The organism is Mesorhizobium sp. WSM4816 (assembly GCF_055811535.1).
The window spans coordinates 46789-63409 of record NZ_JBVVQR010000011.1 but is presented as its reverse complement, the minus strand read 5'-3'; the positions used below and the strand labels follow the sequence as shown (position 1 = coordinate 63409).

At 63.1% G+C, this 16621-nt stretch carries 19 protein-coding genes; 6 read left to right on the top strand and 13 right to left on the bottom strand.

Annotated elements, in window-relative coordinates; all coding sequences use genetic code 11:
- Positions 1-38: 38 nt before the first annotated feature.
- Genes AC0L3H_RS14620 through AC0L3H_RS14610 form a run of 3 tightly spaced genes read right to left on the bottom strand, consistent with a single transcriptional unit; the run spans position 39 to position 2982 of the window.
- Positions 39-866, bottom strand: a complete 828-nt coding sequence (locus AC0L3H_RS14620) for an ABC transporter permease (protein ID WP_128166589.1) — start codon at positions 864-866, stop codon at positions 39-41.
- Positions 863-1804 carry an ABC transporter permease gene (locus AC0L3H_RS14615; RefSeq protein WP_473585932.1) on the bottom strand — a complete coding sequence of 314 codons (942 nt, stop codon included), beginning with the start codon at positions 1802-1804 and terminating at the stop codon, positions 863-865. The genes AC0L3H_RS14620 and AC0L3H_RS14615 overlap by 4 nt, the downstream gene beginning before the upstream one ends.
- A complete protein-coding gene (locus AC0L3H_RS14610) occupies positions 1786-2982 on the bottom strand; it encodes a C45 family autoproteolytic acyltransferase/hydolase (RefSeq protein ID WP_473585931.1) in 1197 nt (398 codons plus the stop codon). Before AC0L3H_RS14610 ends, AC0L3H_RS14615 begins: the two co-directional genes overlap by 19 nt.
- A 140-nt stretch (positions 2983-3122) precedes the next feature.
- Here AC0L3H_RS14610 and AC0L3H_RS14605 point away from each other — a divergent pair, with 140 nt between their 5' ends.
- Positions 3123-4055 carry a GntR family transcriptional regulator gene (locus AC0L3H_RS14605; RefSeq protein ID WP_236377224.1) on the top strand — a complete coding sequence of 311 codons (933 nt, stop codon included), beginning with the start codon at positions 3123-3125 and terminating at the stop codon, positions 4053-4055.
- A 183-nt stretch (positions 4056-4238) separates the two neighbouring features.
- Here the strand turns inward: AC0L3H_RS14605 and AC0L3H_RS14600 are convergent, their stop codons facing one another.
- Positions 4239-4418: a hypothetical protein gene (locus AC0L3H_RS14600; RefSeq protein ID WP_077374092.1), complete on the bottom strand. Its 180-nt coding sequence runs from the start codon at positions 4416-4418 to the stop codon at positions 4239-4241.
- Positions 4419-4715: 297 nt separating this feature from the next.
- Between AC0L3H_RS14600 and AC0L3H_RS14595 the strand changes: the two genes are divergently transcribed.
- A complete protein-coding gene (locus AC0L3H_RS14595; RefSeq protein WP_473585930.1) occupies positions 4716-5150 on the top strand; it encodes a hypothetical protein in 435 nt (144 codons plus the stop codon).
- 201 nt (positions 5151-5351) lie between these two features.
- Here the strand turns inward: AC0L3H_RS14595 and AC0L3H_RS14590 are convergent, their stop codons facing one another.
- Entirely contained in the window at positions 5352-5636 is a 285-nt protein-coding gene (locus AC0L3H_RS14590; protein WP_473585929.1) for an acylphosphatase, read from the bottom strand.
- Between the two features lie 153 nt (positions 5637-5789).
- On the opposite strand from AC0L3H_RS14590, the gene AC0L3H_RS14585 reads away from it, so the two are divergent.
- Positions 5790-6602: a nucleotidyltransferase family protein gene (locus tag AC0L3H_RS14585; RefSeq protein WP_027151424.1), complete on the top strand. Its 813-nt coding sequence runs from the start codon at positions 5790-5792 to the stop codon at positions 6600-6602.
- Positions 6595-7347: a metallophosphoesterase family protein gene (locus tag AC0L3H_RS14580; protein ID WP_128246169.1), complete on the top strand. Its 753-nt coding sequence runs from the start codon at positions 6595-6597 to the stop codon at positions 7345-7347. Before AC0L3H_RS14585 ends, AC0L3H_RS14580 begins: the two co-directional genes overlap by 8 nt.
- A 15-nt stretch (positions 7348-7362) precedes the next feature.
- Here AC0L3H_RS14580 and AC0L3H_RS14575 read toward each other — a convergent pair whose 3' ends face one another.
- Together AC0L3H_RS14575 and AC0L3H_RS14570 are read right to left on the bottom strand one after the other, a co-directional pair.
- Entirely contained in the window at positions 7363-8553 is a 1191-nt protein-coding gene (locus AC0L3H_RS14575; RefSeq protein WP_128246168.1) for an NADH-quinone oxidoreductase subunit D, read from the bottom strand.
- Between the two features lie 131 nt (positions 8554-8684).
- Positions 8685-9182, bottom strand: coding sequence for a hypothetical protein (locus AC0L3H_RS14570; protein WP_473585928.1), 498 nt, complete (start codon positions 9180-9182; stop codon positions 8685-8687).
- 161 nt (positions 9183-9343) lie between these two features.
- Between AC0L3H_RS14570 and AC0L3H_RS14565 the strand changes: the two genes are divergently transcribed.
- Positions 9344-9781: a CBS domain-containing protein gene (locus tag AC0L3H_RS14565; RefSeq protein WP_473585927.1), complete on the top strand. Its 438-nt coding sequence runs from the start codon at positions 9344-9346 to the stop codon at positions 9779-9781.
- 164 nt (positions 9782-9945) lie between these two features.
- Here the strand turns inward: AC0L3H_RS14565 and AC0L3H_RS14560 are convergent, their stop codons facing one another.
- The 4 genes from AC0L3H_RS14560 to AC0L3H_RS14545 form a co-directional block, all read right to left on the bottom strand.
- Positions 9946-10305, bottom strand: coding sequence for a YybH family protein (locus AC0L3H_RS14560; protein WP_473585926.1), 360 nt, complete (start codon positions 10303-10305; stop codon positions 9946-9948).
- Between the two features lie 114 nt (positions 10306-10419).
- Positions 10420-10638, bottom strand: a complete 219-nt coding sequence (locus AC0L3H_RS14555; protein ID WP_473510416.1) for a hypothetical protein — start codon at positions 10636-10638, stop codon at positions 10420-10422.
- A 114-nt stretch (positions 10639-10752) separates the two neighbouring features.
- Complete coding sequence (locus AC0L3H_RS14550) at positions 10753-11874, bottom strand: NAD(P)/FAD-dependent oxidoreductase (RefSeq protein WP_473585925.1); 1122 nt, start codon at positions 11872-11874, stop codon at positions 10753-10755.
- Positions 11875-11876: 2 nt separating this feature from the next.
- Entirely contained in the window at positions 11877-12002 is a 126-nt protein-coding gene (locus AC0L3H_RS14545; protein ID WP_473585924.1) for a hypothetical protein, read from the bottom strand.
- Between the two features lie 144 nt (positions 12003-12146).
- Between AC0L3H_RS14545 and AC0L3H_RS14540 the strand changes: the two genes are divergently transcribed.
- On the top strand, positions 12147-13514 hold the full coding sequence (locus AC0L3H_RS14540) for an aspartate aminotransferase family protein (RefSeq protein ID WP_473585923.1): 1368 nt from the start codon (positions 12147-12149) through the stop codon (positions 13512-13514).
- Between the two features lie 457 nt (positions 13515-13971).
- Here the strand turns inward: AC0L3H_RS14540 and AC0L3H_RS14535 are convergent, their stop codons facing one another.
- Positions 13972-15066 carry an alcohol dehydrogenase family protein gene (locus AC0L3H_RS14535; protein WP_473585922.1) on the bottom strand — a complete coding sequence of 365 codons (1095 nt, stop codon included), beginning with the start codon at positions 15064-15066 and terminating at the stop codon, positions 13972-13974.
- Between the two features lie 167 nt (positions 15067-15233).
- On the bottom strand, positions 15234-16613 hold the full coding sequence (locus tag AC0L3H_RS14530; RefSeq protein WP_473585921.1) for an aminotransferase: 1380 nt from the start codon (positions 16611-16613) through the stop codon (positions 15234-15236).
- Between the last annotated feature and the right edge of the window lie 8 nt (positions 16614-16621).

The following is a 16621-nucleotide window of genomic DNA, read 5'->3' as shown; positions in this document are numbered from 1 at the left end:
GTTGTTGTCCGCGGTCGGCACGAGCATGTTTCCAGGACCTACATTTTCGGGTCGAGCCAGTCGCGCACCGCGTCGCCCAGCATGTTGATGCCGAGCAGCGTGATCGAGATGCAGAGACCCGGCAGGATGATCAGGTGCGGCGCCTGGCCGATATAGGGCCGAGCCGTCGACAGCATGTTGCCCCAACTCGGCGCCGGAGGTGGGACGCCCAGTCCAAGAAAGCTCAGCGCGCTTTCCGACAGGATGATCCAGCCGAACATGGTGGTGGCGAGCACGATGATCGGGGCAACGCAGTTGGGCAGCACATGCCGCGCCATGGTGATGATCTCGCTGTTGCCCATCACCCGCGAGGCCTCGACATATTCCCGCTCGCGAATGGACATCACCGAGGCCCGCACCACGCGCACTACGATCGGCATGTAGGCAAGCCCGAGCGCAACGATGATGCCCTCGCGGCTGGCGCCGATCACCGCCATCAGGCCGAGCGCCAGAAGCAGGCCGGGGAAGGCGAGGAAGGCGTCGTTGACCATCATGACGACGCGATCGACCCAGCCGCGCAGGAAACCGGCGAGAACGCCGAACACGATGCCGAGGATCAAGGCGAAGGCGACTGTCGCAAAAGCGATCCAGGCGCTGGTCCGCGCGCCGCTGGCGAGGCGGCTGAGCACGTCGCGCCCGAACTCGTCGGCGCCGAGCAGGTGCTGGGGCGACGGCCCGCTGAGCCGCGACGGCAGATCGAGCTTGAGCGGATCGTAGGGCGCGATCCACGGGCCGAACACAGCCAGAAGGATCAATGCCCCGGTGACGGCGATCCCGAAGGTCGCGTTGAATTTCAGGCCGGGCCGGCCGAGCGCACGGGCGATCATGCGGCGACCCTCGGATCGAGCAGCGGATAGACGAGGTCGACGAGAAGGTTGACCACGACATAGATGAAGGCGACGAACAGCATCGTTCCCTGAATCACCGGATAGTCGCGGGCATAGATGGCGTCGACCAGCAGCCGGCCGAGGCCGGGAATGGTGAAGACGGTCTCGATGACGACGATGCTGGAAAGCAGGCTGCCGAGCACCAGGCCGATCAGGGTCAAGGTGGGCGCGAAGGCGTTCTTGAAAGCATGGCGCCACATCACGGCGTTTTCGGAAAGTCCCTTTGCCCGCGCATGGGTGATGTATTCCAGCCGCGCCACCTCGATCGTGCTGGCCCTGGCCATGCGCGCGATCGGGCCGGACTCGACGAGCACCAGGGTGACCACGGGCAGGATCACATAGAGAGCGGCTTGCGCGAAGTCGCGGCTGAAGGGCACGTAGCCGACGATCGGCAGCCAGCCGAGATAGAGGCCGAAGATCAGCATCAGCATCAGACCCAGCCAGAAACTGGGGATCGAGAGCAGGATGGTCGAGGTGGCGACGACGGTGATGTCGCCAAAACTGTCCTGCTTCCAGGCGGCCAGCATGCCGGCCGGCACGGCGATGGCGGAGGCGACAAGCACGGCCAGGAGGACGATGATCGAGGAGACGGCGAAGCGGTCGAGGATCAGCGGCAGCACCTCTTGCCCGCTGCCGATCGAGCGCCCGAAATCGCCTGTAAGGACGTTGCCGGCCCAGATTAGATATTGCACCACCACAGGCTGGTCGAGCCCCATCTGATGCCGCATGGCTTCGACCTGTCCGGGCTGTGCGAGGTCTCCCAGCATCAGCGTCGCAGGATCACCCGGGATGAAGCGCATCATCACGAAGACCGCAACCGACACCAGGATCAGGGTCGGTATGGCGCTGGCGATGCGGGTCAGGACAAAGCGGACCATCGTTTCTCCTGTGATATCGAAGGTCTCCCCCGTGCCGGCATCGCCTTCTCGGCGCGCTCGCGGACCTCGTCGTCGAGAGTAAGTTCGTAGCGGGTGAATTCGCGGTTCTCGGCCGGCAACGGTGCGATCTCCATGACGCCGGCGGCGGGTTCGAAGACGATCATCGCCACCGTCGCCGAGAGGTTGCCGCCTTTCTTCCTGATCCGCGGACGACAGACGCTGAACGGGGAAGCGAAATCGTCGAACAGGGCTTCCTTCAAATCGTCGATCGTGACGTCCCCATGCCGCGCCGACAGGCGACGGCGCACGCGGTGGTCCCGGTAGAGACTGTCCGGCACGTCGCGAAGCCCGGTTTCGCGCAGCTTCGACAACGCCACCGGGCTCTGCCAGTGATTGGCGTGGACGATCATGTCGTGGTCCGGATAGATGGCGAAGGCCTCGTCCGGCGCGCATTCGAAATCGACCGTGAAGCCCTCGGCGGTGCTGAGCATCATGTTGTTGGAGCCGGATTTCGGTGTCGTCGCCACCACCTTTATGGCGTCGGCGAAATGCTGCGCTTCAAGCGCCCGGCGCCGGATGAAGGGCAGCGGAATTCCGATGTCGCGGTAGTCGCGGTCCGATTCGAGATAGTTCGCGGTAATGCCGATGCCGGCCGCGTTGAAGCCGCTGCGCGCCAGTCCGCCGGCTTCGGTGAAGGTCAGGAGGTCCGGCCCGTCCGTTCGCCGGATGCGCAGCACCACCGAGGTCTCGGCGCATTCGGCCTTCCAGTCCCAGTTCTGGCCATGGATGAGTCTGCCGTCGCGGGTTGCCTCCGGCAAAATCACAGCGCCCGTGCAGCCGTCGGGCTCGTCGTCTGAAATGCCTTTCTCGCGCCGGGCGAGCTGCAGGATTTCGGTGCGCGCGTTGACCAGGACGATCGAGGACAGGTCGAGATTGGCGCCTGACGCGATCCCTTGCATTTCCTCGACGAGATCGGGCGCCCATTGCCGCAAGCGAGGCTGGAAGATTTGGGAAAACCGCGCGACATCGTCCCGCCCGAAGCCGAACCGGTCGAGTTGCCCGGCGTAGAGCGCCACCGAAGCGCCGATGCGACCGCGCGCCTGTTCGCCATAGGCCATGCCGCGCGCTTTCGGCGCTCCTTCGATCTCGACAAGCGGAAAAGGTGCGACTGTTGTCATCAAGGGAAGCCTCAACTCGTTGAGTTCGGATACTAATGCATTTTGATTGAATGAAAAGCAGGAAAATTCGATAGATTGCCAGTTCGAACTGCGTGGCGCATATCTATAATGCGAAGATGCGAACGCCTAAGGAAGTGCCTATGAATGAAACGATCATCGACCGGCCGGCGCGCGGCGAGGCGGCCAGTCCGCTGCAGATCGATCTGGCGCGGCGGATCCTGGAGCGGATCAGGGATTCGGGCTGGACGGTTGGAACCCGCGTCTCGGTGCCCGACCTTGCCCGCACCTTCGGCGTCTCGCGTTCTCCGATCAGCGCAGCGTTGGAGCTGCTGGTCGCCCAGGGCATTTTGAGTCCCTTCGAGACGAGGGGGCTGCAATTGGCGCGCGAGGTCGCCGACCTCGACCCTGAAGATATCCTGCCCAGTTCACCGCTCGAGGAGCTTTACCGCAGGATGATGCGCGAGCGCGCGCTCGGCCAGCTGCCGCAGGAGGTGTCCGAGGCGGAACTGATGCCGCGCTATCAGGTGTCGCGCGGCGTCGTGCGCAAGCTTTTGCTCCGCTTTGCCGCCGAAGGGCTGGTGCAGCGCCTGCCGGGGCATGGCTGGCGTTTTGCCGACACACTGGTCGGCGAGGACGCCTACCGGGAAAGCTATGAATTCCGGACGGCCGTCGAATGCGCGGCGCTGCGGTCGCCCATGTTCAATGCGGATCCTCAGCAGCTGGCGCCGGTCCGCCGCGCTCACCAGCGCATCCTGGCGATCGTGTCGACGGGCAAGACGCTGATCGGCGGCGACGAATGGTTCCGGATCAACGCATCCTTTCACGAAGGGCTTGCGGCCTGTTCCGGCAACCGGTTCCTGGCGGATGCGGTGCGCCAGCAGAACAATCTGCGCCGGTTGCAGGAGTCGGCGGGTTTCGAGGAACTGCCGGCCGAACGCATCGAGCAGTCCTGCCGGGAACATCTGGCCATCCTCGATGCCGTCGAGGCGGGCGAGATCGAATGGGCCGAGGCGCTGCTGCGCCAGCATCTAAGGCAGGCATCCGAGTTCGCTTCGCCGCAGCGCTCGATCTGATGCCTGCGATGTTGGCGACGATGAGCATTTCCGCCGTCATTTTCCGCGCCGCCTGATCACCGCTGACAGCACCGAGACGACTGCGACCGCAGCCCGCATGCTGGCCGCTCAGTGAGCCAACGCGCCGACACCATCCGGCATCCATGCGGGACTGGCCGATCTGGAACGAGCGTCTCCGCTCCGTCAAATGCCGGGATTTTTGGGACCGATTTTCAGCGGCGCATCATTTTCATCCGGATTGGGGACAGGAGCTTCGTCGGGAAGTCTGTCCGGGTCTGGCTCACGCACCGGCTTCGGTTCAGGAAACGGCGGCGGTGTGGGCGCGGGAGTGGGGGTTGGTTCGGGAGTGGGAAGAATGGCCATGGTGTGATTTCCTTCCGCTCGCACTCTGCCTTGGCGGGTCACCGACGTCGGCTGGGATTTTTGAAGCCACCCGTTTCGATCGGTTTTCGCTCGGGCTGACGCACGCAGAACGACCACGCATGCCTATGGTTCCGACGCGGGCTCCGATGTTCCCGCAGGCATCGGCATTCGTGGCCGGACGGGGTTGTCCAGAAAAGTGATCGATTCGTCCGCGCATGAGGGCCTTGCCGGCGTCGTGGAGCGCCATAATTTCCATTTCAGGGTGGGACGAACTCACCTGCTGAATAGGAGGCGGCCGTGAAGCACCAAACACTTGACCAACTGCATACCGTTGCCGACGTTCACGCTGAAGCAACAAACCTCGTAGCGACTCGAAGCCAGCGTCTCGAACGTTGGGCGAAACTGCTGGAGAAAAATCCCGATCGACGTCTCGAAGCGTTGACGGGCACCGAATACAAGTCCCCTGAGATACGCGAGAAAATGCGTTACAACGACTCGCCTCTCACGGTTGCCTTCGAGGACCCGATCTTTCGCGCGCAAGGCTTGAGAGATGACACCTACGGTGAAGCCAAGCGCTTCTTCGAGCTGACCGACTGGCAGCTGCACGAAATCGTCTGCCATTGCCATGTCGGCGCCTCGATACGAGCGCGATGGGCTGCCTCTCGTGTCCGCGCAGCAATGTCCGAGAGGTTTGGTTTCTTCGCCTGGCTGCGAGGAATATTCATGCACTGACGCTTCGGGCATTGACGCTACGGGCATTCACGCTGCCGGCATTTATGTTGGGGGTCGGCATGTTCGGGTGATGGGGGCGGCGAAGCGATTTCCACGCCTCGCATCAGTGGTGGTTGATGAGCGGATAAGCCGTTTCGGCGGCGATCCGCCATCGGCGCAGGGATGGGCGGATTTCAGTCGGCGGGCGCCCTGTACACACTCCTAGCCGATGATCCTGAATCCGTTCGGCTCCTGGCCGGCATCGACGTCCTGGGATGTCACGCTGGAGACCGACGCTCCGGTCGGCCCTTTCCACAGCCGGTCCAACATGGTCGAAACCGCGCCTTCGGCTCCGACGATCAGTGCCGTTACGGATCCATCCTCCTCATTGCGAACCCATCCGGACAGACCGAGCCTCTCGGCCTCGGTCCGTGCCCACACGCGAAACGAGACGCCTTGCACCCTTCCCCTCAGTCTGACGCGTACCGCCTTGCGCCCGTCCTCCATGGTCACCTCCGTGCAGTTGGTTTGTTCATACCTGCGGCGAAAAAGGCTCCGCCATCACATTTTACGCATTATGACGGCAACGGAACCATGCGGCGGCGGCTTTGTTTAAAAGACGGACAGCTGCAGGTTGCTGGGCCTCGGAGCCACGATTTCATGACCAACGATTCTCCAACGGGAGGCGCCATCCCGGCATCCGTTCCGACGATCGATCCGAAAGCGGCGCCGACGCTTCAACACGCCGAGGCCGAGGTCTTTTATACAGAGGCGATCCGCGAACTCGCCGCAACGGACATCCCCTTTCTTGTCGCCGGCACCTACGCGGTGAGCGCCTATACGGGCGTAACGCGCCAGACCAAAGACCTCGACATTTTCTGCAAGGCCGGCGACTACGCGCGCATTCTGGCGCATTTCAAGCAAGCCGGCTATGCGGTCGAAATTGTGGACGACCGGTGGCTTGGCAAGGTCTTCAAGAGCACCCATTTTTTTGACGTCATATTCGCATCGGCGAACGGCACCATGCCGGTCGGCGACGGGTGGCTGGAGCATGCACGGCAGATCGAACTGCTGGGCAGTCAGGTGCGAATCGTAGGTCCGACCGAGCTTATCTGGTCCAAATGCTTCATCCAGGACAGAGGCCGCCACGACGGTGCCGACATCGCTCACACCATCCTCAAGGCGCAGGATCAGATCGATTGGCGCCGGCTGCTTTCCTACCTCGAAGTCCACTGGGAGGTGCTGCTGATGCAGCTTCTGAATTTTCGATGGATCTATCCGAGCGAGCGCGATCACATTCCCGCCTGGCTGCTCGACGAATTGCTTGACCGGCTCGCCAAGCAGAGGGAGTTGCCTACGCCCCGAATGAAGATCTGCCGTGGGCGCCTGCTTTCGCCGACCGACTACGAGATCGACGTCAAGGAATGGGGCTTTGCCGGCGTCGGCGGAACAGGAGAATTTCGTGATGGCTGAGAGGAACAAAGCTGCTACGGCAAAGGTTGAGAACGGCGGCACCGTGAGGATTGCGGCTGTCGGCGACCTGCATGTGCGGGAAGACGCGCAGGCCTCCTGCCGTGATCTCTTCGGCGAAGTCTCGCACGAAGCGGACGTCCTCGTGCTCACTGGCGACCTCACCAATCTCGGCAAGCCGCGTGAGGCCGAAATCCTTGCGGAGGATTTGCGCGCCTGCGCAATCCCGGTCGTCGCCGTGCTCGGCAACCATGACTATGAATCCGGCGCGGTCGAGGACGTCGGCCACATCCTTCGGCAGGCGGGCGTCCATCTTCTTGACGGCCAGACCACGGAAATCAAGGACGTCGGCTTTGTCGGCGTGAAGGGGTTCATTGGCGGTTTTGGATCGCGCATGCTCGGCTCCTTCGGCGAGCCGGCGATCAAGGCGATGGTCGCCGAAAGCGTCAGCGAGTCGATGCGGCTCGAAAACGCGATGCGGCAGGTTCGCACCGAGCGCACGCTCGTCGTCCTGCACTACGCTCCGGTGGTCGAGACGGTCGCCGGCGAGCCATTGGAGATTTTTCCGTTCCTGGGCTCGTCGCGGCTGGCGGAGACGATCGATCGGTTCAAGGTCAGCGCCGTGGTGCATGGCCACGCGCATCGCGGCGTCTATGAAGGACGCACGCCCGGCGGCGCCCCGGTGTATAACGTCGCCATGCACGTGGCGAAGCCGACCGGCCGTCCCTACGCCCTGCTCGAAATCTGAAACACCCGCGCCTCGTCAGCGATCGATCTCGCCGAACACGATATCGAGCGATCCGATGATCGCGGCGACATCGGCGATCATGTGCCCTCGCGACAGAAAATCCATCGCCTGCAGATGGGCAAAGGACGGCGCGCGGATCTTGCACCGATAGGGAGTATTGCTGCCGTTCGAAACCAGATAGACGCCGAACTCGCCCTTCGGCGCCTCCACCGCGGCGTAGACCTCTCCGGCGGGCACGCGAACGCCCTCCGTGTAGAGTTTGAAATGGTGGATGGTCGCTTCCATCGAGCGTTTCATCGTCGCCCGCGGCGGCGGCGTGATCTTGTGGTTCGGAATTGCCACCGGCCCTTGGCCTTCGGGCGATCGCAATTTCTCCAGACACTGCTTCATAATCCGCACCGACTGGCGCATTTCCTCCATGCGGACCAGGTAGCGATCGTAGCAGTCGCCTTGCTTGCCGACGGGAATGTCGAAATCCATCTCGGGGTAGCATTCATATGGCTGTGCCTTGCGCAAGTCCCACGCCGCGCCCGACCCGCGCACCATCACGCCGGAGAAGCCCCAGGCCCAGGCGTCTTCCAGCCCGATTGTGCCGATGTCGACATTGCGCTGCTTGAAAATACGGTTTTCGGTGAGCAATTCGTCGAGGTTGCCGCAGACCTTGAGGAACGGATCGCAGAAAGCCCAGATGTCGTCCAGCAGCTTCTCAGGCAGGTCCTGGTGCACGCCGCCGACCCTGAAATAATTCGCATGCATGCGGGCGCCGGAGGCGCGCTCGTAAAACACCATCAGCTTCTCGCGCTCGGCGAAACCCCAGAGCGGCGGGGTCAGCGCCCCGATATCCATGGCCTGTGTCGTGACGTTGAGGAGATGCGACAAGAGCCGGCCGATTTCGCAAAACAGAACACGGATGAGTTGTCCGCGCTTCGGGACCGAGATTTCCAACAACTTCTCGGCGGCGAGGCAGAACGCATGCTCCTGGTTCATCGGCGCGACATAGTCGAGCCGGTCGAAATAGGGCAGGGCCTGCAGATAGTTCTTGTACTCGATCAGTTTTTCAGTGCCGCGGTGGAGCAGGCCGATATGGGGATCGGCGCGATCGACGACCTCGCCGTCCAGTTCCAGCACCAGCCGCAGCACGCCGTGAGCAGAGGGATGCTGCGGTCCGAAGTTGAGGGTGAAGTTGCGAACTGCGGCTTCGACCATGACGCTGCTCCGCTGTACCGGGTTTCAGGGCCGAAGCCGAGTGCTCCGGCCCGCCACGCCCGGACCACCGATCAGGTGCCCGCCAATCACGTGCCCGCCAATCACGTGCCCGCCAATCACGTGCCCGCCAATCACGTGGTTGTCTGGATGATCAGAGTCAGCATGCCGTCGCCGTCGATGTTGGCAGCAACAACCTGCGACGAATCCAGCCCGTTCGCCGCCAGCACCGAGGCCGCCTGTGGCGAGGCATCGATCGAGCTCTGCAGGGTAAGCAGATCTTCAACGCTGGTCTGGGTGATCACGGCCTCGGCTTGCGTCTTGAGTTCCGGCGGCAAATCCTCGAGGGCGACAATGGCAATGCCAGTAAAATTCTGGTCGGTGAAACCTTGATCAGGCAGGGCTTGGTCAGGCAGGGCCTGGTCAGGCGTTTGGTTGGGCGAGCTTGGATCGGGCAGGCCTTCCGGAGCCGGAGGTGCGATCTGGGGAAGCTGCGGGTCGGTGGATTGCGCGTGAATTGGCTGCGCCAGGGCCAATCCCGAAAGGGCGGCAATTGTCGTCAACATGCGCATGATCGTTCCTTCCGTTTTTCGTTTGGCTCGAGGAGGATCACCTGGTGACCACACAACCATTGTCCCGGATTATGGTTCCCGTCCGTCACGGATATGGCCATGGTGGAGCCTATCCTGGCGCGAGCGGTCGAACGATCGAACGATTCCGACAGGCGTTCATTCTCCCCTGATCACACCTTCATCACAGGATCGGCGGGGCGCTGCAGCTCGAGGAGAAAGCCATGAGAATCAGCGAGTGCATGACACGGAAAGTTCAGGTTGCCAGTCCGGACCAGTCCTTGTGGGATGCCGCACGAGTCATGGCCGATCTTGACGCCGGTGTTCTGCCCGTGGGTGAGAATGAGCGGCTGGTCGGCATGATCACGGACCGCGACATTGCCGTCCGTGGCATCGCGGAGGGCAGAGGTCCCGACACCAAGATCAGGGATGTGATGAGCGCGGAGGTACAATGCTGCTTTGACGACCAGGAAGTCGGCGATGTTCTTCAGAATATGCGCGAACTCAAAGTGCGGCGAATGCCGGTGATCAGCCGCGATCGGCGGCTGGTTGGCATTGTCTCGCTCGGCGACCTCGCCACGAATGGCGAACCCGCATGGGCCGGCGAAGCGCTGGGCGGCATCTCGCAGCCGGGCGGCGACCATTCGCAGACGGAGCATTGATGCATCATAAACAGATTTGAAGTTCCTGCTTGATCGACGGCATCGGCGTTCAGGAACTTCGAATCCACAACCGTACTGGAGTCACCCCTTTGCGCTACAGGGCCGCACGCCCGGAGGCGCGAGCACCTAGCGAAAATCGATTTCCGGGGTCATCCGGGCCGACGCTACGCAACGGAGAATCGATCGATGACCCACAGCCATGTCCCGTCGCCCTGGCGGCGGGCGACCTCGGTGGTTACGGTGCCATCGGGAAGACGGGCTGACGTCAGTGCCAGATCTCCGCTGACAACAGCCGGGGCCTGATTTCCGGCGGCAAATTTTTGGCCCGTTGCGGTGATGTCGGCGAAGAGTGCCCGGATCGCTTCGCGGCCACGCGTCAGTCGCCCGTCACCGCTGTCGACGACGGCATGCGGCTCAAAAAGCGCGGCCATGCCGTCGATGTCTCCCACCCACTGCCGGGAGATCAGCAGGCGCTCCAGATCCTGGGGATCACGCGCCGGCTCGCGGCTTGCTTCATCAGTCATGGCGAAACTCCTCCGACGCTCGGTAGCAAAGCGTTCGATCCTGCGCCAAGTTTCGTTGGAAGACGAGCCGCGGAAGCTCCGCCATGCTGATCGCAAGGTGGAGCAGCCTGGCGATCATCCTCCCCAGCCGAGATCGCGATCCGCAACGCGCCATTCGGCGGCGCCGGCGCGGCGCCGGTGGCTGTCGTTGAGGAAGTCGGCGATTCTTGCCGCCGATTTCGCCGAGGCGAAGGTGAGCAGCCGATCGTGATGGACGACAGGCTCGCCGGTCTCATTGTCCCAGATCTCGAACCGGCAGCTTGGGTTCGGTATGGCTTCGAAACGGATCTTCATATCGATGGCCCCGGTGATCGACGGACCGAGGTTCTGCGACCCGGGCTTACGGATGGCTTACGGGCATTTTGGATTATGCTTTTGGCAGCGGGCGCTCGCTCGATGTCGCCTCGGCTAGTTTGCGTTCGGCGCGAGGCGCTGCGCGACATGGTCGGCGATCGCCAGGCTTGAGGTCAGGCCAGGGCTCTCGATGCCGAACAGATTGACCAGGCCCTCCACGCCGTGCACCGCCGCGTCCTGGACGACGAAGTCGGCATTGGCTTCGCCGGGACCGGAGAGCTTCGGCCGGATACCGCTATAGGCCGGCTGCAGGCTGCCATCGGCCAGGTCCGGCCAGTATTTGCGGATCTCGTCGTAGAAGCGCTCGCCACGTATTGGATCGACGCGATAGTCGAGTTGATCGGTCCATTCGACGTCAGGCCCGAAGCGGGCGACGCCGTCGAGGTCGAGCGTCAGATGGACGCCGAGCCCGCCGGGCTCGGGCACGGGATAGACCAGCCGCGAGAACGGCGCCCGGCCGGCGACCGAAAAATAATTGCCCTTGGCGTAGCGAAGTTCTGGCACGAATTGCTGGTCGAACCCGTCAAGCGAGCCGGCAAGTGCCGTGGCGCCAAGCCCGGCGGCGTTGACGAAGCGCGCGGTGGCGATTTCAAAGCGTTCGCCGCTGGTGCTGTCGATCGTGTCGAGCACGATGCGTCCACCTTCAATGCGGCCCGAGGCGATGCGGGTGTTGAGGCTGAGCGCCGCCCCGTGCTCCTCGGCGTCGCCCAGCAGCGCAAGCATCAGCGCGTGGCTGTCGATGATGCCGGTGGCGGGAGACAAAAGCGCGGCCGTGCCGCGCAGCTTGGGCTCCAGCCTGCGCGCCTCTGCTGCGGTCAAGGGCGTCAAATCGCCCGCGCCGCAAGCAGCGGCGTTGGTCAGGATCGAAGCGAGCATCGGCTCCTGTTCGGCATTTGTTGCAACGATGAGCTTGCCGCAGCGCGCATGCGGCACCGCCCGCTCCTGGCAATAACGGTAGAGCCTTTCGCGGCCTGCCACGCAGAGCCGGGCCTTCAGCGATCCGACCGGATAGTAGATGCCGGCATGGATGACCTCGGAATTACGCGAACTCGTCCCGGTGCCGATGGCGTTCTCGGCCTCGAGGATCAGGGTGTCCATGCCACGCCGCGCCATCTCTCGCGCGATCGCGAGGCCAATGACGCCGGCGCCGGCAACGATGCAGTCGACATGGTCCACGATCAGGCCACCTCAGCCTTGTTGTTGTGCCTGCTGGTGACCGGTTCGGGGATCAAGTCTTGGCTACGCGCACCGCTGGCTTGGCGCAGGATCCGGCGTTCAGCAGCCTCGAAGCTGAAATTCTGCATGTCTTCCGTCCATCCGCCGGCCCTTCCGAAAGGGCTTGACACCCTTACAAGAAACGGATGCAGCAAACAGCATTAATCCAGAGGCCGATGCGCGCGCCGAACGGCGGCAGGACGCACGTCCCGGCATGCAGGACAGGAGCCATCATGGACGCTCGACCGAATTCCCCCGAAGCCCGCGACATCAGCTACCACATGCACGGCTACACCAATGCCCGCAAGCATGAAGAGGCAGGGCCGCTGGTCATCGAGAAGGGCGACGGCATCTATGTCGAGGATCTCGCCGGCAACCGCTATATCGAGGCGATGGCCGGGCTTTGGAGTGTCGCGGTCGGCTTCTCCGAGAAGCGGCTGGTCGACGCTGCGGTGCGCCAGATGTCCAGGCTGCCTTACTATCACGACTTCGGTTCCAAATCGCATTCGCCGCTGATCGATCTCGCCGAGAAGCTGGTGCAGATGGCGCCGGTGCCGATGAGCAAGGCGTACTTCACCAATTCCGGCTCCGAGGCCAACGATACGGCCATGAAGATGATCTGGTACCGGTCGAATGCGCTCGGCCAGCCTGCGCGCAAGAAGATCATCAGCCGCATTCGTGGCTATCACGGCGTCACCATTGCCTCGGCGAGCCTGACCGGGCTGCCCAACAACCACATTTCCTTCGACCTGCCGATCGCCAATGTGCTGCACACTTCGACGCCGCATCACTGGCGCGAGGCGCTGCCAAATGAGAGCGAAGGAGAGTTTTCGAGCCGGCTTGCTGACGACTTGGAAAAGCTGATCCTGGCCGAAGGACCGGAAACCATCGCTGCCTTCTTCGGCGAGCCGATCATGGGCGCTGGCGGCGTCATCGTGCCGCCGGCCGGCTACTGGGAGAAGATCCAGGCGGTGCTGTCGAAATACGACATCCTGCTCGTCGCCGACGAGGTGATCTGCGGCTTTGGCCGAACCGGCGAAATGTTCGGCTCGCAGACCTTCGGCATCAGGCCCGACATCATGGTGCTGTCGAAGCAGATCTCTTCGTCCTACCTGCCGATCTCGGCCTTGCTGATCAACGAGAAGGTTTTCGAGCCGATTGCCGACGAAAGCAATCGCATCGGCACCTTCGGCCACGGCTTCACCGGCGGCGGCCATCCCGTTGCGGCGGCGGTCGCGCTGGAGAACCTGAAGCTGATCGAGGAGCGCGATCTCGTCGGCAATGCGCGCACGGTCGGCGCGCATATGCAGAAGCGGCTGCGCAAGCTCGCTTCGCACCCGCTCGTCGGCGAGGTGCGCGGCGTCGGCCTGATCGCGGCGGTCGAACTGGTCGGCGACAAGGCGAACAAGACGCCGTGGGAGACGGCCGGCGCGCTGGGCGGGCTCGTCAACGGTTTCATGCAGCAGAACGGCGTCATCTCGCGCAACATGGGCGATGCCCTGGCCTTCTGCCCGCCGCTGATCATCACCGAGCCCCAGGTCGATCAGGTGATCGACGCGTTTGAAAGATCGCTTGAAGCCGCGGTCAAGCAGGTCCCGTAATTGGCGCGCGTCGCTCGAGATCACGCCGTTATAAGAGAACCGCATTTTTCTTATAACTGGAGCCGCTAACTGGAGCCGCCTGACATGAAGACGGTCGACCGCAAGCGGCGTTATAAGAAAGTTGCGAAAAACCTATAACGCCGCAGGAGAGGGTTGTGTGCGTCAAGTTCTGCAAAAAGGGACGCTGTCCGCGAAGCTGCTAATCTCCCCCCAAGCGGGGGAGATGTCCGGCAGGACAGAGACAGGACAGAGGGGGGCGCGAAGGATCGCTACAGAGCGCTTTTATTCTGAGCCGCAGCACTATGGCGGAAACTAGCTGGGATGCGAAGTCGTGGTGGCTTATGCCAATCGCCAGCGTTGGAGATTGGCTGCAGTCTGGTCGGGCAGCGACCACGCACGGCCTTTTCAGGCTCAGTCAAAGAACCAAATTCTCTATGCAGAGACTACGTGGTTCATCTTATCGGCGATCCGCAACCGCGTTCGGAACGACCACCAGCTTGCCGACAAAATCCTTGGCGATGAAATCCGCCTGGGCGCGGTGGAAATCGGAGAGCTTGTAGACACCGCCGACCAGCGGCCGGATCTTCTTCTCCTCGATGTAGCGGACGATACGGCGGAAGTCGTGTCGCGTGCCCTGGCTGGAGCCGTGCAGCTGCAATTGCTTGAGATACATGGTGCGCAGATCGAGCTGCACGACCGGGCCGGCAATCGCGCCGGCGGTGGTGTAGCGGCCTTCGGGCCGAAGGATGCGCAACAGGTCATTGAAGATGCCGCCGCCCACGAGGTCGGCAACCACGTCGATCGGCTGGCCGCCGGTCGCGTTATTCACGGCGGCGGGCAGATCGGCGACGCCGCGGGTGATCACCGCCTCGGCGCCGATGTCGAGCACCGCCTGTTCCTTGCCCTTGCCGAGGACGGCATAGGGAATGGCGCCGCGCGCCCGCGCCAACTGCACGATGCCGGAGCCGACGCCGCCCGACGCGCCGGTGACCAGCACACGCTCGCCGGCCTTCAATGCGGCGCGTTCGAGCATCTGTTCGCCGGTAAGATAAGCGCAGCAGAAGGTGGCGAGTTCGACGTCGGTCAGGTCGGTGGCGACGACATGGGCATTCTCGGCCGGCACGGTCTGGTACTCGGCATAGCCGCCGTCGCGGCCATGGCCCATATAGTCGATGTCGGCGAGTGAATCATCGTCGCGGTTGTAGATCGAGAAATCGACCATCACCCGCTCGCCGATGCGGGCCGAAGAAACACCCTCGCCGACGGCAACGATGTTGCCGACCGTGTCGGTGCCCTGGATACGCGGGAAGGTCAGCGTATTGCCCTGACGCCGCCAGGTCGACACGGCGGCAGCATCTTCCTCCGTGCCGTAGGCGCCCTGGCGCACCCAGACATCGGTGTTGTTCATGCCGCAAGCGGTGACCTTGACCAGCACTTCACTTGGGGCGGGCCAGGGCACTTTCACGTCGGTGCGGTAGACGAGCTTTTCCGGTCCGCCGTGGCCGGTCAGCTGCACGGCGGCCATGGTGGCGGGGAGGGCTTTGGAGGTCATTGATGTTGCTTCCAGATATTCCAGGTTGGCGCGGTCCCTCACCCTTACCCTCTCCCCGTGAACAACGGGGGGAGGGGGTCGCCAGCGCTGGAGCTTGTCCCTTCTCCCCGTCGTTCACGGGGAGAAGGTGCCGACAGGCGGATGAGGGGCGGCACCAAGGTCGATAATTAGATGCTGGCAAACACGCCATTCACCGCATCGGCCGTCTTCGACACGACGATGTCGGCCTCTTCGCGGGTGAGGCATAGCGGCGGCGCGAAGCCGAGGATGTCGCCTTGCGGCATGGCGCGGCCGATGACGCCAAGCTCGGCAAGCGCGGTCGCGACCTGAGGCCCGATTTTTTGCGCGGCATCGAAGAACACGCGGTCGTCCCGGTCGGCGACGAATTCGATTGCCGCCAGCATGCCGTCGCCGCGCACCTCGCCGACATTCTTGTGGCCGCCGATGGCTTTCGCCAGTTCGGCGCGGAAATAGGCGCCGGTCTCACCGGCGTTGGTCACCAGGTCCATCTCGTCGATCAGTTCCAGGTTGGCGACACCGGCGGCAACGCAGATCGGATGCGCAGAATAGGTCCAGCCATGGCCCAAGCTGCCGAGTTTGTCGGAGCCCTGCACCAGCACCTGCCAGACCTTATCCGAGACGATGACGCCCGACAGCGGCGCATAGGCCGAGGTCAGGCCCTTGGCGATGGTGATCAGGTCGGGTTTGATGCCGTAATGGTCGGAGCCGAACATGGTGCCCAGCCGGCCGAAGCCGGTGACCACTTCGTCGGCGACCAGCAGCACGTCGTATTTGTTCAGAACCGCCTGGATGTTTTCCCAGTACAGAGCGGGCGGCGGCACAATGCCGCCGGTGCCGAGGATCGGCTCGCCGATGAAGGCGGCGACCGTGTCGGGGCCCTCGGTCAGGATCATCTCTTCGAGCTTGTCGGCGCAGTGCTGGGAAAACTGTTCCTCGCTCATCGAGCGGTCGGCGCGGCGGAAATAGTAGGGCGCCTCGGTGTGCAGGATCGGCGCACGCGGCAGGTCGAAGGCGTTGTGGAACAGGTCGAGCCCGGTCAGCGATCCGGTCATGACACCGGAGCCGTGATAGCCGCGCCAGCGTGAGATGATCTTCTTCTTCTCGGGACGACCGAGCACGTTGTTGTAGTACCAGATCAGCTTGATGTTGGTTTCGTTGGCGTCGGAACCGGAGAGGCCGAAATAGACCCTCGACATGCCTTGCGGGGCGCGGTCGATGATCATCTTGGAAAGCGTGATCGACGCTTCGGTGCCGTGGCCGACATAGGCGTGGTAATAGGCAAGGTTCCTGGCCTGGGCGGCGATGGCGTCTGATATCTTCTGGCGGCCATAGCCGACATTGACGCAATAGAGCCCGGCGAAGGCATCGATGCTCTTGCGGCCGTTATTGTCCCAGATGGTGACGCCCTCGCCGCCGGCGATGATGCGGGTCGGCGATTCACCCCGCGCATGCGTGCCCATGTGGGTCGAGGGATGGAAGAAGTGGTCGCGGTCCCAGGCGGCGAGTTCGTTGGACTGGTCGAGCATTTTTTTAC

What these genes read in the sequence shown, in the direction of transcription:
- AC0L3H_RS14620 (WP_128166589.1), bottom strand. Translation starts at nt 866, where the DNA reads ATGATCGCCCGTGCGCTCGGCCGGCCCGGCCTGAAATTCAACGCGACC.
- AC0L3H_RS14615 (WP_473585932.1), bottom strand. Translation starts at nt 1,804, where the DNA reads ATGGTCCGCTTTGTCCTGACCCGCATCGCCAGCGCCATACCGACCCTG.
- AC0L3H_RS14610 (WP_473585931.1), bottom strand. Translation starts at nt 2,982, where the DNA reads ATGACAACAGTCGCACCTTTTCCGCTTGTCGAGATCGAAGGAGCGCCG.
- AC0L3H_RS14605 (WP_236377224.1), top strand. Translation starts at nt 3,123, where the DNA reads ATGAATGAAACGATCATCGACCGGCCGGCGCGCGGCGAGGCGGCCAGT.
- AC0L3H_RS14600 (WP_077374092.1), bottom strand. Translation starts at nt 4,418, where the DNA reads ATGGCCATTCTTCCCACTCCCGAACCAACCCCCACTCCCGCGCCCACA.
- AC0L3H_RS14590 (WP_473585929.1), bottom strand. Translation starts at nt 5,636, where the DNA reads ATGGAGGACGGGCGCAAGGCGGTACGCGTCAGACTGAGGGGAAGGGTG.
- AC0L3H_RS14585 (WP_027151424.1), top strand. Translation starts at nt 5,790, where the DNA reads ATGACCAACGATTCTCCAACGGGAGGCGCCATCCCGGCATCCGTTCCG.
- AC0L3H_RS14580 (WP_128246169.1), top strand. Translation starts at nt 6,595, where the DNA reads ATGGCTGAGAGGAACAAAGCTGCTACGGCAAAGGTTGAGAACGGCGGC.
- AC0L3H_RS14575 (WP_128246168.1), bottom strand. Translation starts at nt 8,553, where the DNA reads ATGGTCGAAGCCGCAGTTCGCAACTTCACCCTCAACTTCGGACCGCAG.
- AC0L3H_RS14570 (WP_473585928.1), bottom strand. Translation starts at nt 9,182, where the DNA reads ATGGTTGTGTGGTCACCAGGTGATCCTCCTCGAGCCAAACGAAAAACG.
- AC0L3H_RS14565 (WP_473585927.1), top strand. Translation starts at nt 9,344, where the DNA reads ATGAGAATCAGCGAGTGCATGACACGGAAAGTTCAGGTTGCCAGTCCG.
- AC0L3H_RS14560 (WP_473585926.1), bottom strand. Translation starts at nt 10,305, where the DNA reads ATGACTGATGAAGCAAGCCGCGAGCCGGCGCGTGATCCCCAGGATCTG.
- AC0L3H_RS14555 (WP_473510416.1), bottom strand. Translation starts at nt 10,638, where the DNA reads ATGAAGATCCGTTTCGAAGCCATACCGAACCCAAGCTGCCGGTTCGAG.
- AC0L3H_RS14545 (WP_473585924.1), bottom strand. Translation starts at nt 12,002, where the DNA reads ATGCAGAATTTCAGCTTCGAGGCTGCTGAACGCCGGATCCTGCGCCAA.
- AC0L3H_RS14540 (WP_473585923.1), top strand. Translation starts at nt 12,147, where the DNA reads ATGGACGCTCGACCGAATTCCCCCGAAGCCCGCGACATCAGCTACCAC.
- AC0L3H_RS14535 (WP_473585922.1), bottom strand. Translation starts at nt 15,066, where the DNA reads ATGACCTCCAAAGCCCTCCCCGCCACCATGGCCGCCGTGCAGCTGACC.
- AC0L3H_RS14530 (WP_473585921.1), bottom strand. Translation starts at nt 16,613, where the DNA reads ATGCTCGACCAGTCCAACGAACTCGCCGCCTGGGACCGCGACCACTTC.